A 17,605-nucleotide genomic window follows, 5' to 3' on the forward strand; every position below is an offset into this window, starting at 1 on the left:
ATGCCCGCTCGCCGCCTCCCCCGCCCGTCGCCGGTCTCCCGCGCGCGCGCCCGATGGCGTGACCGCCCACCCGGAATCTCCGCCGGTCTCGCGGGGGGCGCCGCCGCCGCGGCGCTGGGAATCGCCGCGTTCGGCGCCGTCGTCACCCTCCTCTGGATCAGCGCACCGGCCGCCGGCGGGAATCCGGACGGCGCGCTGCGGGTCGCCGCGGCGCTCTGGCTGTCGGCCCACGGCGCGGACCTGGTCCGTGTGGACACGCTCTCCGGCGCCCCCGCGCCGCTCGGTGTCACCCCGCTGCTCTTCGTCCTGTTGCCGTTCTGGCTGGTGCGCCGGGCCTGCCGGGAGGCGACCGACGGGACGGGGGGCTTGGCCGTCGGCTCCGCGGTAGCGCGAGGCTCCGCCCCGCCGCCCGTCTCGGCACGTCTCGCCTGGTGTGGTGTGGTCCTGGGCTACCTGGCCGTCGCCGCGCCCGTCGTCTGGTACGCGGCCGGCGGACCCCTGCGACCCGCCTGGGTCTCCACGGTGGTCGGTCCGGTCCTGGTCGTCACCGTCGCCGCGGCTGCCGGCGTCTGGACCGCCTTCGGCCGTCCCGGCGGGCCGGTGGGGCGGGCACTGGCCGGTCTGCCGCGCGGCGCGCGACTGCTGCTCGTCGAACCCGACGCCCGGCCGGGTCCGGTCACCCGCGCCGCGGGCGCCGCGACCGGAGTGCTCTGCGGTGGCGGCGCGTTGCTCCTGACGGGCTCGCTCCTGGTCCACCACCGATCCGTCGGAGCGGCCTTCGCGCGGGCGGCCGAGGGGTGGTCGGAGCAGGGAGCGGTACTTCTCCTGTGCGCCGCGCTGGTCCCCAACGCGGCGGTGTGGGCGGTCGCCTACTCCCTGGGGCCCGGATTCCTGCTCGGCGTGGGCCACACGGCGGGGCCGCTGTCGGCCGAGCCCCCGCCCCCGCTGCCGCCCCTGCCGTTGTTCTCGGCCGTGCCGCGACCGGCCGGCGCCGGCTCGCTCCTGTGGACGACCGGCGCGCTGCCCCTCGCCGCGGGGCTCACGCTCGGGTGGTTCCTGGGCAGGTCGGCGGCGCGGGGGCGGGAGGGCGCGGACGAGGCTCGGCCGTGGACGAAGCGGCGGACCGCCGTCGCGGTCCTGGTGGCGGCCGGCGGCTGCGCGGCGCTGGTCGCGCTGCTCGCCGCTCTGTCGGGTGGGCCCCTGGGGGTCCACGCCCTCGCCGCCTTCGGACCGGTGTGGTGGCCGGTCGGGGCGGTCGCGTGGCTGTGGACGCTGGGGACGGGGCTCCCGGTGGCCTTGCTGGTCAGGGCATGGCACCGCCGCGCCGACGCCCGGTGGGAGCGCCGGCCGGACCACGCGGGCGCGGCGGGCGTGTCCCCGGCGGCCACCTCCGACGCCGCGTCCAGGCGCCCCGGGCCGCGGACCTCCTCGGTGTGGCGGCGGCGCCTGCCGTGGCGGTCGATCGCCCTCCCGTGGCCGCGCGCGACCTCCGTCGGCCCGCCGAGCGCCGGAAGCTCCCGCCCGCTCGACGAACGGCCCGCCGGCGAGGACGCGTACGACCTCTTGCCGGAGGACCCGGTGCGCCCGAGCGATCCGCCGGTCCCGACTCCGGTGGTGCCCGTGCCCGGTCGGCCGGGCGACACGGGACGCGCGCCGGGCACGGAGGCCTCTCCCGGCGCGGGGGAGACCGGAAAGGAGACCGGGGGCACGTCGGGGCCGATCAGCGGTGGGGGTCCCGAGGTCCGGTGAGCTCGCGCAGGGCGTGGTCGAGGTGGGCCAGGGCCGGGGCGATCCAGGGAAGCTCCGCCGGATCCCGGGCGGCGAGCGCCGCCCACCGTTGTTCCGTCGTGGCCCCGTAGAGCAGGCTGGTGGCGATCCGGAGCGTCAGCGCCGTGTCGGGCTCGCCGAAGGCGCTGCCGGGCAGAGTGGCCACGCCGTGCCGTTCGAGCAGCGTGGCGGCCAGGTCGGCGCCGGTGTGCACGCCCCGCTCACGCAGCGCGTCGCGCGCCGGGGAGAAATCGGGGTAGAGGTAGAAACCGGCCTGGGGGGCTCGGCAGCGGGCCCCGGCCGACAGGAGCCGTGCGTGCACGTCGACGGCGAGCCGGGCGTGCAGGTCGCGGGAGGCCTCGACGTGCGCGACGATCTCCGGCGGGTCGTCCAGGGCGTGTGCCGCCACCACCTGCATCGGCGCGGCCGGGCTGGACCACACCTCGCTGGCGATCGCCGTCGACTCCCGGTGCAACCGGCGCCCCCACTCCCCGTCCGGGGTGCGGGCGAAGCCGATGCGCCAGCCGCCAAGGGCCAGCGACTTGCTGAGTCCGGTGGTCACGACGGTGCGTTCGGGCAGCCACGTCAGGGGGCTCGGGGCGGAGCCGTGATGGGCCAGTTCGGCGTAGATCTCGTCGCTGACGACCGCCAGACCGTGTCGGTCGGCGATGCGCAGGACGGCGCGAATCTGTTCGGCGGGGGCGACGGTGCCCGTCGGGTTGTCCGGGACCGTCAGGACGAGGACACCCGGCCGGCCGCCTTCCGCTCTGGCCCGTCGCAGAGCCGGTTCCAGCAGGTCGGGGTCGGGTATTCCGCCCGACGTCTCCGGGGCGGGGACCGTCAGGACACGGCGGCCCACCAGGGCGGCCTGCGCGGCGTAGGAGACCCATGCCGGGCGGGGCAGCACGACGTCCCCGTCGATCGCCGCCAGAAGCGCGAAGAGCAGGGGCTTGCTCCCGGGGCCGAGGAGGATCGCGCCGGGCTCCGTGGACCGGCCGCGGCGGGTGAACCACCCGGCCGCCGCCTCTCGGGCCCGGGTCGAGCCCGCCACGGGCCCGTAGCCGTTGTGGGTGTGGGCCTGTGCCAGGACCTCGGCGAGGCCGGGCGGCACCGGCAGCCCGGCCTCGCCGAACCCCAGGTGGAGTACGTCGCCTCCGGCCTCCCGGCGGGAGCGGACCGCCTCGTCGATGGCGAGCGTGGCGGAAAACCTTGTCATGGTGACTCTCCGTGACCGATGTCGAGTGGCGGGTCGACCCCGCAAGCGGTCGGCCCGGGGCGGGCCCGGACGTCCGTCGGGGGGATTCCCTTCGCGTGGTCTCCACCGAGCGATCCGCGCCGCGGCCGGGCCGACCCACGCGATCCGGGTCCGCTCCCAGCGTGCCGGAGGGCTAGCCTCGGCAACAGCGCGAGAAGGCGAGGCCGAGCTTAAGGAGATGTGATGCTGGATTTGAGGCGCCTGGAGATCCTGTGCCGGTTCGCCGTCCGGGGGACCATCACCGCCACCGCCGCCGACCTGGGCTACTCGCCGTCCGCCGTCTCCCAGCAGCTGACCACCCTGGAGAAGGAGGCGGGGGTTCCGCTGCTGGAGCGCACGGCCCAACGGGCGACGCTGACCGACGCGGGCCGCGAGCTGGTCCGGCACGCCACCGGCATCCTCGCCGCCGCCGAGACGGCGCGCGCTCGGATGCGGGCCCGCGCGGGCACGGTGGCGGGCAAGGTCGTCGTCAGTTGCATCCCGGCCCTGGCCCCCGCGCTCGCGCCGCACCTGGCCACGCTCCAGCGCGACCATCCGGCGCTGACCGTCGTCGCCCTGGAGACGGGGTCGGCCTCCGCCGCCGCGGCCGTCCTCGACCGCCGCCACGACCTCGCCGTGATCGACGAATGGTCGGCGGCCCCGTCACCGGTGGCCGGCGGGCTCCGGGTCGACCGGCTGCGAGGGGAGCGGATCGTCCTCGCCGTGCCGACCGATCACCCGGAGGCCGGCCTCGCGGCCCCCGTGACACACGCCCGGCTGGCGGAGACGGTCCGCGACCACACCTGGCTGTGCGCCCCCGCCGGGGAACTGTCACGCGCCGCGGGCGATCGGCGGCTGGTCGCCGCGGGCGCCGCCCCGCCGCGCCGGTGGGAGTTCCAGGGGCTGCGGGTCCTCGCCGCACTGGTCGCCGCCGGCTCCGGCGTCGCCCTCCTCCCGGAGGGAGTGGCCCGTGAGGAGCCAGGCGTGAGGGGGGTGCGGCTCGCGCCGCCGATGCGGCGCGGCATCCTGGCGCTCACTCGCCCCGGCTCCCGGGAGGACCCCGCCGTCGCCGCGTGCCTGGAGGCCACGCGAAGGGCGTTGGGCGAGCGTCGCCACGCGGACGAAGCGTGACGCGAGGTGAGGCCCGAGCGTCGGACCCCGGGGCCTCCTCGGGGTCCGACCGGGAGAACATCCGGGGCGGCTCCGGGCACGGACGGAGCCGCCCCGGCGACGCGGCTCCCGCGTCAGTTCTCCGAGCCCAGGACGTCCCGGAGCGGCTCGGGCAGCAACTCCGAGCAGGCCTGGCGGGCCTCGCCGGTCAGCGCGTCCTCCCGGCAGGTGTAGTAGTCGCGGTAGACCAGCTGTGCGGCGAAGGTGGCGGCGACCAGGGCGATCGCCAGCGACGAGGTGACCAGGCCGCTGATCGCGGCGCTGGTCTGCGGACGTCTGCCCCGCCCGGCCGCGCGCTCGGAGTCGGTGGCTCGGGGCTTCGACCGCAGCGAGTCGATGCCCCAGTACAGGGCGAGGGCGCCGAGCAACAGCGCGACGTAGGACCACCCGAAGAGCGCGAAGAACAGCGCCCACATGCCGCTGAGCAGGGCGTATCGCGCGCGACGCTGCACCGGGTCGGTCGGGTCCCAGCGCGGTCCCGAGCCGCCGGACGGACCAGCGGGACCGCCGCCGGGTCGCTCGCCGAAGCCGCCCGAGGAGCGGCCGGGCTGTCGGTCGCTCCACTGACGGCCCCAAGGGGTCCGGCCGCCGCGCTCCCCGCCGTCGTCGGGGCCCGCCTCGCCCTCGCCTTCCTCCGGGTGCCGCCGAGGCTGCCAGGGACGGTCGGGGGTCCCCTCCGGCGGCGGCGAGAACGGGTTGTCGTCCCGGGCGGAGTCGTCCCGGTCGTTTTCGGGGGAGGAGTCGGCCGACGAGGACGGGCGCTCCCGCAGCAGCACCGCGGCGCTGGGCTCCCCTCGCTGCGCCGACTGCCGGGGGAGCGTGGGCAGTCGCAGGCTGAGGTCCGGCATCAAGTGAGCGTCTTCCCCTTGGCGGTGACGAGCGGTACGGCTTCTGACTGGTGAACGCCCGGCCGGCGGGTGGCGTTCCCGGTGGTCGCCGGGTCGGCCCGCCCGGATCTCCGGTCCGGTCCCCCGCACGCTACCCGCCGGCCGCGCCCCCGTCCCGAGGGGGCCGTCGGGTGTGCCGGTATCGTTGCCGACGGTCGGCCGCTTCGTAGACTTCCCCGTATCCGGGTGGGCGAAGCATTCGTATGACCGCACAGAGGTGGCGGTGTGGGTCGGCCGTGTGAACCGACGCCCCGAGAAAGGTCCCCACCGTGGCCGCCAAGCCCGTGGCCGAGCAGGTCAGGCGACTGGTCGTGCTGGTCTCCGGATCCGGCACCAACCTGCAGGCGCTGCTCGACGAGACGGCGGACGGCGCCGGCGCCTTCGGGGCCGAGGTCGTCGCGGTCGGCGCCGACCGCGACGGCGTGGAGGGGCTCGCCCGGGCGCGGCGGGCCGGACTGCCCACCTTCGTGTGCCGGACCGGGGACCACGACACCCGCGCCGACTGGGACGAGGCGCTCGCCGAGGCGGTCGCCGCCCACCGGCCGGACCTGGTGGTCTCCGCCGGCTTCATGAAGGTCGTGGGCAAGCGGTTCCTGGACCGCTTCGGAGGGCGGTTCGTCAACACCCACCCCGCTCTCCTTCCCAGCTTCCCCGGGGCGCACGGCGTACGGGACGCGCTCGCGTACGGCGTCAAGGTCACCGGGTGCACCGTCCACTTCGTCGACGACGGCGTGGACACCGGGCCGATCATCGCGCAGGGCGCGGTGGAGGTCCGGGAGGGGGAGAGCGAGAGCGCTCTGCACGAGCGCATCAAGCAAGTCGAGCGCAGGCTGCTCGTCGATGTCGTGGGGCGACTCGCCCGCAACGGCTATCGCATCGAGGGACGAAAGGTAGTTATCCCGTGACCGCCGAAAGCATGCAGCGGCCCATCCGGCGCGCGCTGGTCAGCGTGTACGACAAGACCGGGCTGGAGGAGCTGGCCCGGGGGCTGCACGAGGCCGGTGTGGAACTGGTGTCGACCGGTTCCACCGCCGCGCGCATCGCCGCCGCCGGGGTTCCGGTCACCGGCGTCGAGGAGGTGACCGGCTTCCCCGAGTGCCTCGACGGGCGCGTCAAGACCCTGCACCCCCGGGTGCACGCGGGAATCCTCGCGGACCTGCGTCTGACCACCCACCGCGAGCAGCTCACCCGCCTCGGCGTGGACCCCTTCGACCTGGTGATCGTCAATCTCTACCCCTTCCGGGAGACGGTCGCCTCGGGCGCCGACGACGACGCCTGCGTGGAGCAGATCGACATCGGGGGTCCCTCGATGCTCCGCGCGGCGGCCAAGAACCACCCCTCCGTCGCCGTCGTGACCGGCCCCGACCAGTACCCGGACGTCCTCGCGGCCGTCCGGTCGGGCGGATTCGACCTGGCGGCCCGCAAGCGGCTGGCGGCCCGGGCCTTCCGGCACACGGCCGAGTACGACGTGGCCGTCGCCGGCTGGTTCGCCGGCGACTACGCCGGCGACGGGGAGGGCTTCCCCGAGTTCCTCGGCGTGACCCACACCCGGCGGAACGTGCTGCGGTACGGGGAGAACCCGCACCAGGGCGCCGCCCTCTACACGGCCGGCTCCGGAGGCCTTGCCGAGGCGGAGCAGTTGCACGGCAAGGAGATGTCGTACAACAACTACACCGACACCGACGCCGCCCGCCGCGCCGCCTACGACCACGACGAGCCCTGCGTGGCGATCATCAAGCACGCCAACCCCTGCGGCATCGCGATCGGCGCGGACGTCGCCGAGGCCCACCGCAAGGCCCATGCCTGCGACCCCCTGTCCGCGTTCGGCGGGGTGATCGCGGTCAACCGGCCGGTGTCCCGGGCGATGGCCGAGCAGGTCGCCGAGATCTTCACCGAGGTGATCGTCGCGCCGGACTACGAGCCGGGCGCGGTGGAGGCGCTTGCCGCCAAGAAGAACATCCGAGTGCTGCGCTGCCCCGAGGCGCCCGCCGCACGGGTGGAGTTCCGGCCGATCGACGGGGGCGGCCTCGCGCAGGTCGCCGACGTGTTCCAGGCCGAGGGCGACGATCCGGCGCACTGGGTCCTGGCCACCGGCGAGGCGGCCGGCCCGGAGGAGCTGGCTGAGCTCGCGTTCGCCTGGAGGGCGTGCCGCGCGGTGAAGTCCAACGCGGTGCTGCTCGCCAAGGACCGCGCCTCCGTCGGCGTCGGGATGGGACAGGTCAACCGGGTCGACTCCGCGCGGTTGGCGGTGGAACGCGCCGGGGCCGAGCGCGCCCGGGGGGCCTACGCGGCCTCCGACGCCTTCTTCCCCTTCCCCGACGGTCTGGAGATCCTGACCGCCGCGGGCGTCCGGGCGGTCGTCCAGCCCGGCGGTTCGGTCCGCGACGAGCAGGTGGTGGCGGCGGCCGAGAAGGCCGGGCTGACGATGTACCTCACCGGAACCCGGCACTTCTTCCACTGACCGGCGCTCGGGGCCCCGGTGCCGCCGCGGCTCGGTACCGGGCGCCCCATCGTGCGGGCGTGTGCCGGGGCGCGGGCCCCGGGCACGTCGGAGGCGGTCCGGTGCGGGGGTCGGCGGCCGGGTCAGTACCGAGGGCGCTTGAACCAGAGGCCGCCGTTCCGGTTGGCGCAGAAGACGATGATCAGGACGGCCAAGGGCATGCTGATCAGCGCGAAGATGTTGCCGCCGAGCAACGTCAGGAGGCTGACCAGGGCCGTGAGCGCGGTGTGGACGATGGCGGAGACGCGTATCCCGCCACGCCCGGCGCCGAACCTGGCCGCGGTCAGGATGGCCCAGACCCCGAAGGCCAGGAACAGCACACCGAGCACGATCATCAACCCGGTGCCCGCGTCACCGAGGGTCTCCGCGTCCTGGGCGGCGAGGGTCGGATCGGACATGATCGCCTCGTCGATCGCGTCGGCGATCCACGCGCTGGCCACGGCCATGGTGAGGCCGATGACGGCCTGCATCGCGCCGAGCACGTACAGCATCACCCGCGCGGCCCGCACGGTGCCCGGCATGACCGCCGGCGTCGCCGGTGCGCCCCAGCCGTCGACCTGCGGCGCCGACGGGTAGCCCTGGCCGGGGTGCTGGGGGTATCCGTAGCCGGGCGCCGGCTGCTGGGAGCCCGGGGGCGGGCCGTAGCCGTGGGAGGCGGACTGCGGTTGGCCCTGGCCGGGTGAGGTCGGCTGCTGCTGGTCGCCCTGGGGCGCGGCGTAGGGGTTGTTCGGTTCGCCGAAGCTCATGCGGGTCTTCCTCCGTCGATCTCGGTGGGGGGACGCACGCGGTGGCGCGACGGAGGAATCCCTCAGGTGCGGTTGGTCCCCCCGGTACTGCCCCGCGGCTCTGTGTGCGTCAATCCTTCGCGATGGGTGACATTTTTGTCCACTCTGGATCGCTCCTGGTGATCGAGTGTTGTCCAAGTGCAACGTCATGGACCGAAGACGGACCTGGGGATCGGAGTCGGGAGCGGGGTCCGGCCTTCCTGACTGGAACCGGCGAGGGGTCATCCGCGAGGATGGGGGCCATGACCGCCCAGATTCTCGATGGCAAGGCCGCCGCCGCGGCGATCAAGTCCGAACTGGCCGAGCGTGTGAAGGCGCTCAGGGAACGGGGTCTGACCCCCGGCCTCGGCACGATCCTGGTCGGCGACGACGCGGGGAGCCGCAAGTACGTGGCCGGCAAGCACCGCGACTGCGCCCAGGTGGGCATCGCCTCCATACAGCGCGAACTGCCCGCCGCGGCGACGCAGGAGGAGATCGAGGCGGTCGTCCGCGAGTTGAACGAGGATCCGGCCTGCACCGGGTACATCGTCCAGCTGCCGCTGCCCCGGGGGATCGACGAGAACCGGGTCCTGGAGCTGATGGACCCGGGCAAGGACGCCGACGGACTGCACCCGGTGAACCTCGGCCGTCTGGTGCTGAACGAGCCGGCCCCGCTGCCCTGCACCCCCAACGGCATCCTCACGTTGCTGCGCCGACACGGCGTGGAGATCAAGGGCGCGGAGGTCGTGGTGGTCGGGCGCGGCGTCACGATCGGCCGGCCGATGCCGCTGCTGCTCACCCGGCGCAGCGAGAACGCCACCGTGACCCAGTGCCACACGGGCACCCGTGACCTCGCGTCCCACCTGCGGCGCGCGGACATCGTCGTGGCCGCCGCCGGTTCCCCGCACCTGATCCGGCCCGAGGACGTCAAGCCCGGCGCCGCCGTCCTGGACGTCGGGGTGTCCCGGGACGCCGGCGGGGCGATCGTCGGCGACGTGCACCCGGGAGTCGCCGAGGTGGCCGGGTGGATCTCTCCGAACCCCGGGGGGGTGGGGCCGATGACGCGGGCGCTGCTGCTGGTCAACGTGGTCGAGGCGGCGGAGCGCCGTGTCGCCTGAGACGGGTGAATCGGGCGGCCCCGGCGGCTCGTCGGACGCGCGGGACCTGACGCGGGAGGCGGTCCCGCCGGACGAGGCCCCCGGCACCGGGCCGGCACGGGCGCCCGCCCGCCGGCCGGGCACGCGTCGCTTCCCGCTCTTCACCCGTGACACGGCCCGTCCCGAGGGCGGCGGCCGTGCGGCGTCGGGAGACGCGCCGGCGCCCGTGCGCCAGTGGCCGATCCTCGGTGTTCTCGTACTGGTCGCTCTGGGACTGTCGCTGACCGCGCTCGACCACTTCCGGGTCGGGGCCCTCGCCGTCGGCGCCGCGCTGTCGGCGGGCGCGCTCCTGCGCGGGCTCCTGCCGGAGTCCGGCATGCTCGCGGTGCGTTCGCGGTTCACGGACGTCGTCACCTACGGCGTCCTGGGCCTGGTGATCGTCCTGCTGGCGCTGATGGCCCAACCCGACCCGCTGCTGCACGTCCCGTTCCTGAAGGACACCCTGCACTTCACCGTCGGCGGCTGACCCGGGGCACGTCACGCGCCCCTTGGCCCGTCCCCTCCCCCGTAGTCGGGGACGGGCCATCCGCGGACCACCCTGGCCCGATCGGGGCGACCCGCTCCACCCTTGTCGACCGGTTGTGGCACGGCTGTGACCGCCTTGTCGAGGAGTCCGCGGAACGTGACGGTCGGAGCAGACCGTGAACAGCGACCGCCCTGTGATGGGACACTGGAGCCCGACCCGCGCGCTTGCGACGCTCGCGGACCTCCGCGCTCCCGTGCGCCCCCGCTCCGGGAAGCGAGGTCCCGGCGGGCGCATCCGGGTGGGCGGCCAAGCACCCGGAGGGCGACTCGGCAGAGGGCACCGAAGCGGGTAGGAAGAGCACGTCACCCGGGGGAAGAGGGGGGTAGGAATGCCTCGTTGGAAGGCCCTGCCGGAGGAACTCGATCCGCAGATCAAGGAGTTCGCCGGCCAACTACGTCGTCTGGTGGACCGCAACGACCTCAGTATCGCCGCGCTCGCGGACGCGACCGGCTACAGCAGGACGTCCTGGGAGCGGTACCTCAACGGCCGACTCCTCGCGCCCAAGGGCGCCATCGTCGCCCTGGCCGAGGTGACCGGGACCAGCCCGATCCACCTCACCACGCTGTGGGAGCTGGCGGAGCGGGCCTGGAGTCGTTCCGAGATGCGGCACGACATGACCATGGAGGCCATCCGGATATCGCAGGCGCGAGCCGCGTTGGGCGAGACCGGCGGAACCCCGAAGGTCGTCCCGCCGGGGTCGGGGGGCGGGCGGCAGTCCGGATCGGCCGGGCGTGGCCGCCGGGGCGGTGGTACGGCGGTCTCCTCGGGTCGTGTGGGCGTTCCCGTGCAGCCGACCGCCGCGGATCGGGACATGCCGACGGTGACGGCGCCGTCCGTCTCGGCGCGGCCGGGCGCAGCGGGCAACTCGTGGGGGGTCCGGGCGCCGGCTCCCGCGCCCGGCCGGCCGGCGGAGGCGCCGGGGCAGGTCCCGCCTTCCGCCCCCGGGGGGGCCGCGGGGGACGGCTCCGGCCCGCCGCCGAGGGCCGGCGGCAGGGGGAGGGGCAAGCGGTCTGGCGGACGAGGACGGGTCGCCCTGGTCGCCGTGGTCGCCGGGGCGCTGGCCGTGGGGGCGGGTGTCTTCTTCTTCCTCGGCGGGTCGGACGACGAAGCGCCCGTCGAAGCGGCTCCGTCCGCCCGACCGAGTGCCGAGGTCACCCCCGAACTGCCCGCCGGGGTGCGGTGCAGCGGCGACGGGTGCACCGGTGAGGACGCCGAGGTGATGGGCTGCGGCGGCGACCGTGTCGTCACAGCCGAATCGGTCACCGTCGGCACGGCGGTCGTCGAGGTCCGCTACAGCGAGGTCTGCGGAGCGGCGTGGGCCCGGGTGTCGCAGGCCGGTCCGGGCGACGAGGTGCGGGTGGCGGCCGGCGGCAGCGAGCAGAGCGGTACGGTCCCGGCGGCGGGCGGCACCGTGGCCTACACCCCGATGGTGGCCGTCGACGGTGCCGAGGAGGCAACCGGTTGCGCCGTCCTCGCCGGGGGCACCGAGGGGTGCACGACGTGACTCCCCAGAGGCGACGGGCCGGTGCGCCCGGGCTGTCCGAGCGCGGGTTCGGCGACCTCTCGGGTGTGTGAAGCGGCCACCCGCGGTCCCCGTCCGGGCGGTCCTCGCAGCGGGGAGAGCGACGACGCCGGGGCCGCCCGACCGGGACGGTCGCGGCGTGGACCCCTCCCTCTCGCGGCCTTCGCCGGGGTGTCCGGGGGGACGCTTCGCGCCACGTGTGGCGAGGGAGGCATACCCGCCGGTCGGTCCGGGCACGTGAGGGGTACCCCCCCCACGGGATCCGGCGACGGCGTCCCGGAAGGCGGTCGCCCCGCCGTCGGCGCGGGCGACCGCCGGCCCCGACGCCCGGGGAGCGAGCGGGAATCGAGGCCCCGAGGCCCCGGGGACCTCGGGGGCGGCGGACGCGCGGTAGCCTGACGGCCGATCGGTCTCTTGACGCCGAGAGATCGATCGAACGTCGCGGGGCGGGGACGCCCCACCGCCAGCTGTCAACGGAGAACGCCATGACCCGCACTCCCGTGAACGTCACCGTCACCGGCGCGGCCGGCCAGATCGGCTACGCCCTGCTCTTCCGTATCGCCTCCGGGCAGCTGCTCGGCGCGGACGTGCCGGTCAGGCTCCGCCTGCTGGAGATCACCCCGGCGCTCAAGGCGGCGGAGGGCACGGCCATGGAGCTGGACGACTGTGCGTTCCCCCTCCTCCAGGGCATCGACATCACCGACGACCCGAACGTCGCCTTCGACGGCGCCAACGTCGGTCTGCTCGTCGGAGCCCGCCCCCGGACCAAGGGTATGGAGCGTGGAGACCTCCTGGAGGCCAACGGCGGCATCTTCAAGCCCCAGGGCAAGGCCATCAACGACCACGCCGCCGACGACGTCAAGGTCCTGGTCGTCGGCAACCCGGCGAACACCAACGCCCTGATCGCCCAGGCCGCCGCCCCCGACGTGCCGGCCGAGCGTTTCACCGCGATGACCCGCCTGGACCACAACCGCGCCCTGACGCAGCTGTCCAAGAAGACGGGAACCCCGGTCTCGGAGATCCGCAGGCTCACCATCTGGGGCAATCACTCGGCCACCCAGTACCCGGACATCTTCCACGCGACGGTGGCGGGCAAGAACGCCGCCGAGGTCGTCGCCGACGAGAAGTGGCTGGCTGAGGACTTCATCCCGACGGTCGCCAAGCGAGGCGCCGCCATCATCGAGGCACGCGGGGCCTCTTCGGCCGCCTCCGCGGCGAACGCCGCCGTCGACCACGTCCACACCTGGGTCAACGGCACCTCGGAGGGCGACTGGGCGTCCATGGGCATTCCGTCGGACGGTTCCTACGGCGTACCCGAGGGTCTGATCTCGTCCTTCCCGGTCACCGTCGAGGCGGGCGCCTACCGGATCGTCCAGGGTCTGGAGATCAACGAGTTCTCCCGCGCCCGCATCGACGCCTCGGTCAAGGAGTTGGAGGAGGAGCGCGAGGCGGTCCGCGCCCTCGGCCTGATCTGATCCCATCGCGTCGCACCGACCCCAGGACCCCGCTCCGGCACCTCGCCGGAGCGGGGTCTCTCGTCGTGCCCCGGTCTCCCTCGGCCTCGGCTCTCCCGCCCCCAGGCGCGTGGCCGGTCGGCCGCCTCCGTTCGGGTCACCGGTCCGATCGGAACACGTCACTCATGGTCGTGGGGTGCGGACAGGACGACCGCCTTTGGGTGGTATTTTCTCTCAATTGTCCTTAATGCTCGTGACGCGGCGCACTTTCGGCCAAGAATCTCGCATGCATTCGCGACCACGGGGCAGGGGCACACGGTCCCGAGAGTGGCACGCGAGTGACGCAGGGGCGCGAAACAGGAACGGAAGGCAAGACCGGATCATGGCGGACAACACGGAACCTCAGACGAGGACCCAGCGGACCATCCACGCGGGTGGCGAGTGGGCGCCGGCCTCTTCGGGCGCCACGCGCGAGATCGTCGACCCCGCGGACGGCCGGCCGTTCGCCGTGGTCGCCGAGGGCGACGAGCGGGACGCCGATCTGGCGGTGGCGGCGGCCCGGCGCGCCTTCGACCACGGACCGTGGCCTCGTACCCCGGTCGTCGAACGCGCCGCCCTGCTGCGCCGCGTCGCCGACCTGCTCACCCGGGACCGGGATCGGATCGGCCTGCTGGAAAGTCAGGACGCGGGCAAGACCGCGGAGGAGGGCCGGGTCGACGTCGACTGCGTCGCCGACGCCTTCCGCTACTTCGCCGACCTGGTGGCCGCCGAGGCGCCCGGCCGGGTCGTCGACGCCGGTTCGCCGGACATCCACAGCGTCGTCGTCCACGAGCCGGTCGGCGTCTGCGCGATGATCACCCCCTGGAACTACCCGCTGCTCCAGGCGAGCTGGAAGGTGGCACCGGCGCTGGCGGCGGGCAACACCTTCGTGATCAAGCCGAGCGAGATCACCCCGCTGACCACCGTCGCCCTGATCGACCTCCTGGTCGAGGCCGGGCTGCCCGCCGGTGTCGCCAACATCGTCACCGGCCCCGGTCACACCGTGGGGGCCCGGCTGGCCGACCACCCCGACGTGGACCTGGTCTCCTTCACCGGGGGGCTGGTGAGCGGCACCAAGGTGGCCCAGGCCGCGGCCCCGACCGTGAAGAAGGTCGCCCTCGAACTCGGGGGCAAGAACCCGAACGTCGTCTTCGCCGACGCCTGCGCCACCGACGAGGGCTTCGACACCGCCGTCGACCAGGCGCTCAACGCGGCCTTCATCCACAGCGGGCAGGTCTGCTCGGCGGGCGCCCGACTGATCGTGGAGGAGTCCCTCCGGGAGCGCTTCGTCGCCGAACTGGCCCGTCGCGCGGAGCGGATCCGGCTCGGTCGCGGCACCGCCGAAGGCGTCGAGTGCGGGCCGATGGTCTCCGAGCAGCAGCGCTCCAAGACCGAGGACTACGTGGCCTCCGCTCTCGCGGAAGGGGCTGTGCTGCGCTGCGGCGGCAAGCGCCCGGAGCCGTCGGAGGCGCGCCCCGAGAGCGGCTACTTCTACGAACCGACCGTCCTCGACCGGTGTCACCGCGGCATGCGGGTGGTGCGCGAGGAGGTGTTCGGGCCGGTCCTGACCGTCGAGACCTTCCGCACCGAGGACGAGGCGGTGGCCCTCGCCAACGACACCGAGTACGGGCTGGCGGGCGCCGTGTGGACCGCCGACGCGGGCCGGGCCCGCCGGGTCGCCGGACTGCTGCGCCACGGCACCGTCTGGATCAACGACTTCCACCCCTACCTGCCCCAGGCGGAGTGGGGGGGATTCGGCAAGAGCGGCACCGGGCGCGAACTCGGCCCGGCCGGACTCGCCGAGTACCGCGAGACGAAGCACGTCTACCAGAACCTGGCGCCGAAGCCGGTTCGTTGGTTCGCCGGCTGAGCGGGCCGGCCACCGCCGCGGGGCAGCCCGCCGCGGGCGGCCCCCGCACCCCCGACGCCCCCTCCCGCAGCACTTCACAGGAATGAGTACGACCATGTCCGAGACCATCCGCGAGTACGACTACGTCGTGGTCGGCGGCGGCACCGCAGGCTCCGTCATCGCCTCCCGGCTCACCGAGAACCCGGACGTCACCGTCGCCGTCATCGAGGGCGGCCCCAGTGACGTCGGCCGGGACGACGTGTTGACGCTGCGCCGTTGGATGGGTCTGCTCGGCGGCGACCTGGACTACGACTACCCCACCACCGAACAGCCCCGGGGCAACTCCCACATCCGGCACAGTCGCGCCCGCGTCCTCGGTGGCTGCTCCTCGCACAACACCCTCATCGCCTTCAAGCCGCTGCCGTCCGACTGGGACGAGTGGGAGGCCTCGGGCGCCACCGGCTGGGGCGCGGTGCAGATGGAGGCGTACTACGCCCGGCTGCTGAACAACATCGTGCCCGTCGACGAGAAGGACCGGAACGCCATCGCCCGGGACTTCGTGGAGTCGGCCGGGGCCGCGCTCGACGTGCCGCGCGTCGAGGGCTTCAACAAGCGCCCCTTCCACGAGGGCGTCGGCTTCTTCGACCTCGCCTACCACCCGGAGGACAACAAGCGGTCCTCGGCGTCCGTCGCCTACCTGCATCCCGTGATGGACGAGCGCCCCAACCTCACCATCATGCTGGAGACCTGGGCCTACAGGCTGGAGCTCGACGGCACCCGCGCCGAGGGCGTGCACGTGCGCGACAAGGACGGCGTCGAGTCCCTGGTCCGGGCCCGCCGGGAAGTGCTGCTGTGCGCGGGCGCCGTCGACACGCCGCGCCTGCTGATGCACTCCGGCATCGGCCCCCGCGCCGACCTGGAGGCGCTCGGCATCCCCGTCCTCCACGACCTGCCCGGCGTCGGCGAGAACCTGCTGGACCACCCGGAGTCGGTGATCGTCTGGGAGACCGACGGCCCGATCCCGGAGAACTCGGCCATGGACTCCGACGCCGGCCTGTTCGTCCGGCGCGACCCGAACCACGCCGGCCCCGACCTGATGTTCCACTTCTACCAGGTCCCGTTCACGGACAACCCGGAGCGGCTGGGCTACGAGAGGCCGGAGTTCGGCGTCTCCATGACCCCGAACATCCCCAAGCCGAAGAGCCGCGGCCGGCTCTACCTGACCAGCGCCGACCCCGAGGTCAAGCCCGCGCTGGACTTCCGCTACTTCACCGACGAGGACGACTACGACGCCCGGACCCTCGTGGACGGCATCAGGATCGCCCGCGAGATCGCCCGGACCGAGCCACTGGCCGGTTGGCTCAAGCGCGAGGTCTGCCCCGGCCCCGACATCACCGGTGACGAGGAACTGAGCGAGTACGCCCGCAAGGTGGCGCACACCGTCTACCACCCCGCCGGCACCTGCAAGATGGGCGCCGCCGACGACGACACCGCCGTCGTCGACCCCGAACTGCGCATCCGCGGCCTGGAGGGCGTCCGCGTCGCCGACGCCTCCGTCTTCCCGACCATGACCGCGGTCAACCCCATGGTCGGCGTGCTCATGGTCGGGGAGCGCGCCGTCGATCTGATCGGAGGTGACGGCCGATGAGCGCCGACACCGGCGGCGACGCCGCGATATCCGAGGGCACGCCCGTCTTCGCCGTCGAAGGCCTCTGGAAGGTCTTCGGCCCGAAGGCGGAGCGGGTGCCCGGCGACCCCGAGCTGGCCGCGCTGCCGGCCGGCGAACTGCGCTCCCGCACGGGGTGCACCGCCGCCGTCCGGGACGTCTCCTTCGACGTGCGCAAGGGCGAGGTCTTCGTCGTCATGGGCCTGTCCGGCTCGGGCAAGTCCACCCTGGTGCGCTGCCTGACCCGGCTGATCGAGCCGACCGCCGGCTCCCTGGCGATCGACGGCGAGGACGTCCGCGCCATGGACCGCAACCGGCTGCGCGAGCTGCGCCGCCACCGTGCCGCCATGGTCTTCCAACACTTCGGCCTGCTCCCGCACCGCACCGTCCTCGACAACGTGGCCTATGGCCTGGAGATCCAGGGCGTCGCCAAGGCCGAGCGCCGGGAACGGGCCGCCCGGGTCGTGGAGAAGGTCGGCCTCGCCGGCATGGAGGGCCGTCGCCCCTCCCAGCTGTCCGGCGGCCAGCAGCAGCGGGTCGGCCTGGCCCGCGCCCTCGCGGTCGATCCCGAGGTGCTCCTGTTCGACGAGCCGTTCAGCGCCCTCGACCCGCTCATCAGGCGGGACATGCAGGAGGAGGTCGTCCGCCTGCACCGGGAGGAGGGCCGCACGATGGTCTTCATCACCCACGACCTCAGCGAGGCGCTCAAGCTGGGCGACCGCATCGCCCTGATGCGCGACGGCGAGATAGTCCAACTCGGCACGCCCGAGCAGATCGTCGGCTCGCCGGCCGACGACTACGTCCGCGAGTTCGTCCGCGACGTGCCGCGCGAGCAGGTCATGACCGTCCGCACGGCGATGCGCGCGGGCGACTGCGGGGGGCCCGAGCACCCGGGTGCCGTCGGCCCCGGGACGCTCGTCTCCGACGCCATCGACCTCGTCGCCCGCTCCGGCCGGGCCGCCTGCGTCGTGGACGACGGCCGTTGCGTCGGCCGGGTCGACCAAGGAGACCTCCTCCGGGTGGTCGCCGGGATCGACGCCGGCGAGACCAGGGAGGCCGCCTGATGCGTG

General features: G+C 74.2%; 14 protein-coding genes. 11 read left to right on the forward strand and 3 right to left on the reverse strand.

The annotated features are described in order from the left end of the window. Window positions 1-1,749 (forward strand): DUF6350 family protein, encoded by a 1,749-nt coding sequence (locus JEK78_RS14130; RefSeq protein ID WP_242483404.1) that lies wholly within the window; start codon window positions 1-3, stop codon window positions 1,747-1,749. Here JEK78_RS14130 and JEK78_RS14135 read toward each other — a convergent pair. After that, on the reverse strand, window positions 1,721-2,983 hold the full coding sequence (locus tag JEK78_RS14135) for a pyridoxal phosphate-dependent aminotransferase (RefSeq protein WP_200259025.1): 1,263 nt from the start codon (window positions 2,981-2,983) through the stop codon (window positions 1,721-1,723). The two genes, JEK78_RS14130 and JEK78_RS14135, sit on opposite strands and share 29 nt — an antisense overlap. 222 nt (window positions 2,984-3,205) lie before the next feature. On the opposite strand from JEK78_RS14135, the gene JEK78_RS14140 reads away from it, so the two are divergent. Then, window positions 3,206-4,132 (forward strand): LysR family transcriptional regulator, encoded by a 927-nt coding sequence (locus tag JEK78_RS14140; protein ID WP_200259028.1) that lies wholly within the window; start codon window positions 3,206-3,208, stop codon window positions 4,130-4,132. A gap of 113 nt (window positions 4,133-4,245) precedes the next feature. Here the strand turns inward: JEK78_RS14140 and JEK78_RS14145 are convergent, their stop codons facing one another. Then, on the reverse strand, window positions 4,246-5,019 hold the full coding sequence (locus JEK78_RS14145; RefSeq protein ID WP_200259031.1) for a hypothetical protein: 774 nt from the start codon (window positions 5,017-5,019) through the stop codon (window positions 4,246-4,248). A gap of 308 nt (window positions 5,020-5,327) precedes the next feature. Here JEK78_RS14145 and purN point away from each other — a divergent pair, with 308 nt between their 5' ends. Further along, window positions 5,328-5,963 (forward strand): phosphoribosylglycinamide formyltransferase, encoded by a 636-nt coding sequence (gene purN / locus JEK78_RS14150; protein WP_200259034.1) that lies wholly within the window; start codon window positions 5,328-5,330, stop codon window positions 5,961-5,963. Between the two features lie 11 nt (window positions 5,964-5,974). After that, the gene (gene purH, locus JEK78_RS14155; protein WP_200264163.1) at window positions 5,975-7,519 is read left to right on the forward strand and encodes a bifunctional phosphoribosylaminoimidazolecarboxamide formyltransferase/IMP cyclohydrolase; all 1,545 of its coding nucleotides are present in this window, start codon (window positions 5,975-5,977) and stop codon (window positions 7,517-7,519) included. Between the two features lie 122 nt (window positions 7,520-7,641). On the opposite strand, the gene JEK78_RS14160 is transcribed toward purH, so the two are convergent. After that, a complete protein-coding gene (locus JEK78_RS14160; protein WP_200259037.1) occupies window positions 7,642-8,304 on the reverse strand; it encodes a DUF3824 domain-containing protein in 663 nt (220 codons plus the stop codon). A gap of 281 nt (window positions 8,305-8,585) precedes the next feature. Between JEK78_RS14160 and JEK78_RS14165 the strand changes: the two genes are divergently transcribed. From JEK78_RS14165 to JEK78_RS14195, 7 genes are all read left to right on the forward strand, one after another. Then, a complete protein-coding gene (locus JEK78_RS14165) occupies window positions 8,586-9,440 on the forward strand; it encodes a bifunctional methylenetetrahydrofolate dehydrogenase/methenyltetrahydrofolate cyclohydrolase (RefSeq protein ID WP_200259040.1) in 855 nt (284 codons plus the stop codon). After that, window positions 9,430-9,945, forward strand: a complete 516-nt coding sequence (locus tag JEK78_RS14170; protein ID WP_242483072.1) for a DUF3017 domain-containing protein — start codon at window positions 9,430-9,432, stop codon at window positions 9,943-9,945. The genes JEK78_RS14165 and JEK78_RS14170 overlap by 11 nt, the downstream gene beginning before the upstream one ends. A gap of 388 nt (window positions 9,946-10,333) precedes the next feature. Beyond that, entirely contained in the window at window positions 10,334-11,509 is a 1,176-nt protein-coding gene (locus tag JEK78_RS14175) for an XRE family transcriptional regulator (protein WP_200259043.1), read from the forward strand. Between the two features lie 503 nt (window positions 11,510-12,012). Next, window positions 12,013-13,002, forward strand: a complete 990-nt coding sequence (locus JEK78_RS14180) for a malate dehydrogenase (RefSeq protein ID WP_200259045.1) — start codon at window positions 12,013-12,015, stop codon at window positions 13,000-13,002. A gap of 361 nt (window positions 13,003-13,363) precedes the next feature. Beyond that, complete coding sequence (locus JEK78_RS14185; protein WP_200259047.1) at window positions 13,364-14,890, forward strand: aldehyde dehydrogenase family protein; 1,527 nt, start codon at window positions 13,364-13,366, stop codon at window positions 14,888-14,890. 94 nt (window positions 14,891-14,984) lie between these two features. Beyond that, a complete protein-coding gene (locus tag JEK78_RS14190; protein ID WP_200259049.1) occupies window positions 14,985-16,517 on the forward strand; it encodes a GMC oxidoreductase in 1,533 nt (510 codons plus the stop codon). Next, the gene (locus tag JEK78_RS14195) at window positions 16,514-17,599 is read left to right on the forward strand and encodes a glycine betaine/L-proline ABC transporter ATP-binding protein (protein ID WP_200259051.1); all 1,086 of its coding nucleotides are present in this window, start codon (window positions 16,514-16,516) and stop codon (window positions 17,597-17,599) included. Before JEK78_RS14190 ends, JEK78_RS14195 begins: the two co-directional genes overlap by 4 nt. Window positions 17,600-17,605 lie beyond the last annotated feature (6 nt).

This window comes from Streptomyces sp. HSG2 (assembly GCF_016598575.1).
GTDB lineage: Bacteria > Actinomycetota > Actinomycetes > Streptomycetales > Streptomycetaceae > Streptomyces.

Coding starts and splice junctions, on each gene's coding strand:
- JEK78_RS14195 (WP_200259051.1), top strand. CDS start 16,514: ATGAGCGCCGACACCGGCGGCGACGCCGCGATATCCGAGGGCACGCCC.
- JEK78_RS14145 (WP_200259031.1), bottom strand. CDS start 5,019: ATGCCGGACCTCAGCCTGCGACTGCCCACGCTCCCCCGGCAGTCGGCG.
- JEK78_RS14135 (WP_200259025.1), bottom strand. CDS start 2,983: ATGACAAGGTTTTCCGCCACGCTCGCCATCGACGAGGCGGTCCGCTCC.
- purH (WP_200264163.1), top strand. CDS start 5,975: ATGCAGCGGCCCATCCGGCGCGCGCTGGTCAGCGTGTACGACAAGACC.
- JEK78_RS14190 (WP_200259049.1), top strand. CDS start 14,985: ATGTCCGAGACCATCCGCGAGTACGACTACGTCGTGGTCGGCGGCGGC.
- JEK78_RS14130 (WP_242483404.1), top strand. CDS start 1: ATGCCCGCTCGCCGCCTCCCCCGCCCGTCGCCGGTCTCCCGCGCGCGC.
- JEK78_RS14160 (WP_200259037.1), bottom strand. CDS start 8,304: ATGAGCTTCGGCGAACCGAACAACCCCTACGCCGCGCCCCAGGGCGAC.
- JEK78_RS14140 (WP_200259028.1), top strand. CDS start 3,206: ATGCTGGATTTGAGGCGCCTGGAGATCCTGTGCCGGTTCGCCGTCCGG.
- JEK78_RS14185 (WP_200259047.1), top strand. CDS start 13,364: ATGGCGGACAACACGGAACCTCAGACGAGGACCCAGCGGACCATCCAC.
- JEK78_RS14180 (WP_200259045.1), top strand. CDS start 12,013: ATGACCCGCACTCCCGTGAACGTCACCGTCACCGGCGCGGCCGGCCAG.
- JEK78_RS14175 (WP_200259043.1), top strand. CDS start 10,334: ATGCCTCGTTGGAAGGCCCTGCCGGAGGAACTCGATCCGCAGATCAAG.
- JEK78_RS14165 (WP_200259040.1), top strand. CDS start 8,586: ATGACCGCCCAGATTCTCGATGGCAAGGCCGCCGCCGCGGCGATCAAG.